At 34.4% G+C, this 4,738-nt stretch carries 5 protein-coding genes; all 5 read right to left on the bottom strand.

Translation table 11 applies throughout. The annotated features are described in order from the left end of the window. Positions 1–450: 450 nt before the first annotated feature. Positions 451–1,053 (bottom strand): ATPase, encoded by a 603-nt coding sequence (locus tag VFS71_RS13855; protein WP_326401953.1) that lies wholly within the window; start codon positions 1,051–1,053, stop codon positions 451–453. A 54-nt stretch (positions 1,054–1,107) separates the two neighbouring features. Continuing rightward, entirely contained in the window at positions 1,108–1,932 is an 825-nt protein-coding gene (locus VFS71_RS13850) for a transcriptional regulator (RefSeq protein ID WP_326401951.1), read from the bottom strand. A 61-nt stretch (positions 1,933–1,993) separates the two neighbouring features. Further along, the gene (locus VFS71_RS13845) at positions 1,994–2,284 is read right to left on the bottom strand and encodes a helix-turn-helix domain-containing protein (protein WP_326401949.1); all 291 of its coding nucleotides are present in this window, start codon (positions 2,282–2,284) and stop codon (positions 1,994–1,996) included. Between the two features lie 284 nt (positions 2,285–2,568). After that, positions 2,569–3,402, bottom strand: a complete 834-nt coding sequence (locus VFS71_RS13840; RefSeq protein WP_326401947.1) for an RteC domain-containing protein — start codon at positions 3,400–3,402, stop codon at positions 2,569–2,571. Positions 3,403–3,406: 4 nt separating this feature from the next. After that, on the bottom strand, positions 3,407–4,738 hold a 1,332-nt coding region (locus tag VFS71_RS13835), incomplete at its 5' end, for a GNAT family N-acetyltransferase (protein ID WP_326401945.1).

The raw sequence follows: 4,738 nt of genomic DNA, 5'->3' as shown, positions 1-4,738 counted from the left end.
TTCTTTTAGCTCACTTAATTTTTATTTTAAGTGGTGTTCGCTGAATCTTCGATTTGTCTTGATTACTCACTAGTTAATAATTTATTGGAGTTCGTGAATCTATGATTTCAAAAGAAACAAAAGATTAAACGTTGAGGAACACAACATGTTTTTAGCTAAATAGGAACATTTTTTCTTTTCCCTTGATGGAAAAGAAACAAAAGATCAAGCCTGAATATTTTTGCACCAAAAATCATCGGACGGATTTCTTTAGCGCGCCCCCAGCCGCTACGCTAGGGGGCACTCCCGGCGGCCAGCGCACAAATCCTTACCGTGATTTTTGGTGCAAAAATATAAGGGCGACCAAAGACATTTTCATGAGTTTATCGTGGTGTTGGTTTTGCTTGGATTGTGGAGTTATTTCCTTAGTCAAGGAGGACAATATTGTAGAGATAGTATTTTAGGAAAATGTTATCGTTTGTCTTTGGTGTCTTTGTCGTAGGCTATGAGGTTTAGTGTGGAGCGCAATCGGGAGCGGACACGGTTGCCGTAGGTTTCTTCTATTTCGGAAGCGGATAGGTTGGTTGTGATGTGGGTTTGGAGTTTACGCGTAATGAATAGGTCGTAGCGCGATAATAGTATTTCGGCCATGACGTTGCATTCATTGCCGAAGTATTTGAGATTGTTTTCTGTTCCCAGATCATCGAAGCAAATTGTTTTTGGAGATGATTTGCTGTATTTGTGAATGATTTCGTAACCGTCCCTGATGAATTCGAAACTGATGTCCCGGCATGGTTTTACGGAGAATTTGTGAGTTGCAGGGGTGAGGTGTTTCATCAAATACATCAATGATGTTTTACCACAGCCCACAGGGCCGGATAACATTATTCCTTTACTGAGGTCGATCTTGTATTGAAGGCAACTTGGTTCGTCTCTGAGGAAATAGGCAATGAGTTTGTATATTATGGGATGGTCTGTTTCTTGGATTTTGAAATGATTTCCGTATAATTCTGCCCCTTTTTTTTCGAGCCAAATGATTATTTCCTGGTAATTGTATCGGGAGTTTGTTTTCATGTTAGTTGCTAAGATTCTGAGTGACTAAGAAGCTAAGTTGAAATGAAAGGGGAATTAAAGAGGTTCTGCATAGTCCTTGTTGATGGGGGTGTTAAGGTGTTTTGCTCTGGTGGGTTTTTCACTGGGATTGAATTTGTTTGCGTTAAGCATCCAGTTTTCTGCTGCCGCTGTCCAGCTTACCATTGGGGTTTTGCCACCAACAAGCCAGCCGTTGCTGGAAAAGTAATTAAAGAATTTTTGAGCTTCAATTTCAGGAAAGTTTTGCTGTTCGAAGTAGGTTTTGATTTCGTCGAAAGTAGGTTTTATTTTTCCTTTTTTTTCTTTGATTGGTAAATTATCAATAGGCCAATCTTTTTCTATTTTGTTTTTTTCATAATTGGAAAAAGCTACATGCATTTTGAAATGTTGAGATGGTTCTCCCAAGTTTAAATTGTTTGAAATGTTTGTTTTGTTTATATTGTTTAAAGAAGATACCAGTGCTTGTTCAGTGCCTGTTTCATTACTTGTTTCTTGCCTGTTCAGAGGCTGTTCATTTTTTGCATTATTCTTTGGATTGCTGCTTGCTCTTTTTTGAACTGGTTTTGATTCTTCTGAAAAATTGAATAGTACTACCATGCTGCCTTTAAAAGGATTGAACGAAGGCATGTACTTTATGTACTTCTTTTCATTTAATTCTCTCATGCATTTGTGATAGGTTGCCTTTGAACAAATTTTGCTTATATGCATGATTTCTTCACGGGTTATACTTATTGGATTTTTAAAACGGTTGACATTCCAAAACTGGAATAGTGCCATGTATAAGCTAATGTGGGTTGGATTTAGGTTTGAGTCTTGGATTATTTTATCGAAGAAACCAGTGAGGTGTTTGATATAGTTCATTTTTTATAAGCTACTAAGGGATTGTTAATTGCATTTTTTTATTATAGGTGTGGTTGTAGAATTATTCAGATAAATTGGAAAAAGAGTTGACTTTATTCTTTTCCAGTAGTTTATCTATCTCTTGATTTTCATAATAAATGGTGCCTCCGATTTTGGTATAAGATAGTGTACCGTTGATGCGGAGATTTTTGAGTGTTCCTGGAGAAATGTTTAGAAGCTTAATAACTTCTTTGGATTTGAGCCATTTTTTGCTATTGCTTGGTTCGGTTGATTGAAGCATTTTTTTTATTTCCTGCAATAGCTCGACTTTGAATTCGTAAAGGTCTTCTATTGTAATAATGGATGCTGCCATGATTTTTTTTTTAGATTACTACTGTTTAGTTTGTTTTTACAAAATTCTATAGCTTTTGTTGGATTTTATCCCAATGGCTTTCGTAGTACCGAAAAAATTTAACATTTAAAAATTGTAAAGTCTTGGTTTTACTAGGAAATTACCCTTAAAAAAAATAGGTGCTTTAGCCTATTTAAAAATATTCTCTTTTTTTACTCAATTCTTTGACTGATTATACCGTAAAAAAAGCAGTATCTCCTTTTAAATATAGGATTTACTGCTTGTTAAGTTTCGTAGTTACGTATTTAATCTAGGTCTTCTCTAGCCATTTTTTGCTGTAGGTTTAGCGTTAATTCTTCCAGGAATTTTGTCTTGCTGCTCTTACGGGCTTTGATTTCGGTGTAGGTTTTATAGATATTATCCAGTTTGATGTTGAAAAAATCTTCAAAGGATGCCGTTATCATATTGATGTCTGCCGCACCATGATTGATTGTGCCGTTTGAAAATAAGGCATAGATTAATTCTGTCAAGGCCGTTTTTGGTCCTGTCCATACCAATACTTTGTGTTTTTTTTCTTCAAAGATTTCAGAATCATCCACTTTTAGCCGTTTTAGTGCTTGACGGATGTAATGAATAAATCTATACATCGCTTTTATTTTTGCCCAAAGCATGTCTTGTGAGGTCGAAAATTCCGGAAACTGATAGTAATCCGTCATGGGTGTAAACGGGAAATTATCGCGATGGTTTCGGGTAAAGAACTGATGATCTAAGTAACTGTTTCCCTGTTCCATGTAATGCACAAAGTCTGCATTTTTATAAAAGAACTTATTGATTTTTCGCAATTCTTTTTGAAAGAATTGAACTTTATAGGAGTTACCCGCTTTAGGCATTCTTAGTTCGCAGGAACGCACTTCGGTAAAATAAATCAATAAACTCATGGGGATTGGTTTGATATTTTTGAAAAAATCAATCTCTTCTGGAACAGTATTGAAATCTTTTTTATCCACTATTTCTTTTAAGTTCGTCAATGTTTTGTTGCACAATATAATTCCGTTACTTGCTTTATTCTGCATCGTTTCGGTTGCTTCCAATATTTCATTGCATGAGCCATTAAATGATTCAATCGTTTTTTTAAACATTTTTTTAAATATTAGTTGTCAATATGCTTTTGTCTTTTGCAATTGATTTATAATCGTTTTGCAAAGTATTCATAAGTTCCATAGCGTAATTATCCCTTGTCTGGATGTAAGCTACTTTTGGAATTATTTTGGCTCCTAATTTTCTTTTTTCAAAAGATGCTGAGACTCCAAAGTCTATTTTTTGAAATTGTAATTCATTGGCTCTTTTGATGGTTTGAAACAACAATTGTCTGTAGAGCTGGTATTCTTTTGCCCATTTATAATCCATTCCTATTAATTCTGGGACATAGGTTTGATTGTTATTTTTATAGCAAAACATAACTCCTACAAATGGATTTTCATTGTCTATTTTCAATGTTAAAACGATAAACTCCCAATTTGGACTTTCGTTCATGTTTTCAAAAACCTCCTGTGTATATAGAAATGTATTAATTGCATAATTGTTTTCTTTTACATTTTTATAGAGTTGATAAGCTCTGACAGTTTCTGATTTGCTTAATTTATCTTTTATTGCAACATCATAGTACTTTTCATAAGGCTCTATCTCTTTGTTGAAATGTTTCCGAGAGCGTAGTGATAATCCATTTGCAAACTCTTCATTAGTATTCCATATTTGGTTTTGCACCACACAGGATTCCGGCATATCAATTTTGAAATACCCTTGATCCAGTATTGTTTTGTTGTAGTTGTTGTCTTTTTTAAAATCTCTTAAAACCAACATATCTGCATTTAGTGCATTATATTTTTCTTCTATACTATCCAATAATAGTTTTAATGCTTTATCGGCTAGAGGATGTTCTTGATTGATGAAGCAGTGATTTCCTTCGGTGAATAGAGAGCCCATACCCAATACTTTTGAGGTGAGGTATAAAGGATTGGTTTTTCTTATTTCTTCCAAATGGATAGAGACAGATTCAGTTGCCAGCATATCGTCTTTCCAAAGACCATAAGTGAAAAAGGTCATTAGTACTATGTTACCTTTTTTATCTTTAATGGTGTAATAGTAAAAATCCCATTGATTAGTTGGGTCTGGATGCTGGCTGAATGTATTCTCTAAATAAACCATTCCTTCCCAATCGAAAATGTTTTGCTTTCCCATGTATTGATTCCATTCTGATTTTTGGATATCTTGAATTGTAATTTTTTCTTCAATAAAGAGCTCCTTCTCTTTTGATTCTAAAATATTTTCAGCTTTTTTACTGTCAATTCCAAAAGCCTGTCTGATTTTGTTTTCACTGTTATTGGTTTCTTCCAAAGCTTTTGGAAAATGGTATTCCATTGCTTCGGCTAAGGCTGTAATATCCTGTTGCTGATTGTGACTGGATAGTGTAATTCT

It is taken from the genome of Flavobacterium sp. (assembly GCF_035760125.1).
GTDB lineage: Bacteria > Bacteroidota > Bacteroidia > Flavobacteriales > Flavobacteriaceae > Flavobacterium.
Note: the sequence above shows the minus strand (reverse complement) of the source record. Positions and strands in the feature narration are given on the sequence as shown.

Coding starts and splice junctions, on each gene's coding strand:
- VFS71_RS13855 (WP_326401953.1), bottom strand. CDS start 1,053: ATGAAAACAAACTCCCGATACAATTACCAGGAAATAATCATTTGGCTC.
- VFS71_RS13850 (WP_326401951.1), bottom strand. CDS start 1,932: ATGAACTATATCAAACACCTCACTGGTTTCTTCGATAAAATAATCCAA.
- VFS71_RS13845 (WP_326401949.1), bottom strand. CDS start 2,284: ATGGCAGCATCCATTATTACAATAGAAGACCTTTACGAATTCAAAGTC.
- VFS71_RS13840 (WP_326401947.1), bottom strand. CDS start 3,402: ATGTTTAAAAAAACGATTGAATCATTTAATGGCTCATGCAATGAAATA.